This is a genomic window from Methylobacterium sp. CCH7-A2, assembly GCF_001557075.1.
GTDB classification, from domain to species: domain Bacteria; phylum Pseudomonadota; class Alphaproteobacteria; order Rhizobiales; family Beijerinckiaceae; genus Allobosea; species Allobosea massiliensis.
This window is the reverse complement of sequence record NZ_LSKN01000280.1, coordinates 1-1,022: the sequence shown is the minus strand read 5'-3', so window position 1 is coordinate 1,022 and position 1,022 is coordinate 1. Positions and strand designations below refer to the sequence as shown.

Annotated in this window: 1 protein-coding gene and 1 pseudogene; both read right to left on the bottom strand. The window is 65.9% G+C overall.

Features of this window, described 5'->3' with window-relative positions; all coding sequences use genetic code 11:
* Positions 1-655 (bottom strand): IS21-like element helper ATPase IstB (istB, locus tag AX750_RS20630; protein ID WP_067254919.1); only part of this gene is annotated, 655 nt, incomplete at its 3' end.
* A gap of 11 nt (positions 656-666) precedes the next feature.
* Positions 667-972, bottom strand: a pseudogene (locus AX750_RS20625) (IS21 family transposase); the annotation flags it as partial.
* Positions 973-1,022: the final 50 nt, after the last annotated feature.

The window sequence follows — 1,022 nt, the reverse complement described above, 5'->3', positions numbered from 1 at the left end:
CCAGGACCGAGGTCCAGTCCTCGAAGGGCAGGTTCGAGGTGACGATGGTCGAGCCGCGCTCGTAGCGCTGCGAGAACGTCTCGAACAAGAGTTCGGCACCGGTCGGCGACAACGGCACATAGCCGAGTTCGTCGACGATGAGCAGCTTGACCGCCTGCAGATCGCGCTGAAGCCTGAGCAGGCGGCGCTCGTCGCGGGCCTCCAGCAACTGGTTGACCAGAGAAGCCGCGGTCGTGAACGTGACGGAGAAGCCCTTCTGGCAAGCCGCCAGCCCAAGCGCCAGCGCGACATGGGTCTTGCCGGTGCCGCTATTGCCGAGCGCGATGATGTTCTCCCGGCGCAGGATGTAGCCACAGCGCGCCAGTTCCAGGACGAGCATCTTGTTGAGGCCGGGGATGGCGGCGAAATCGAAGGTGTCGAAGCTCTTCACCGCCGGGAAGCGCGCCGCCCGGATGCGCCGCTCGACCGTGCGGCGCTCGCGGTCGATGAGTTCGAGCTCGATCAGGCGCAGCAGATAGCGCGGATGATCGACGCCATCACGTGCGCATTCGCGGGCGACCTTGTCGTACTCGCGCAGCACCGTCGGCAGCTTCAGCTGCTTGAGATGATGCGCCAGCAGAACCTGTGGCGTGCCGCTGGTCGTTCCCGTCGGCATCGCGTCGCTGGTCATGCTGCTTCCTCTGGCAGAAGCACGGCATAGTCGGCGGCCGAGGTCGTCCTGACCGTCGTCTTCGGCAGGTGGGGATAGGCCGACAGGTCGAGACGGGCCGGCCTGCGCTCGATCCGCGCCAGCGCGATCAGCTTGACCGCGTCGAAGCCGATGGCGCCGAGCCGGATCGCCTCGGTCACGGCGAAGCTCACGATATCCCGCGGCATCGCCTCCAGCAGCCGCAGCACCTGGATGAACTCGCGCTTGCCGCGGTTGCCCATGCGAGCTTCCAGCAGATGGCGCAGGTGCTGGAAGACCTGGGGGCACCTCAAGGTTTGTTCGCTAAACCGCGTTTAGTTGGACGGACCGGGAA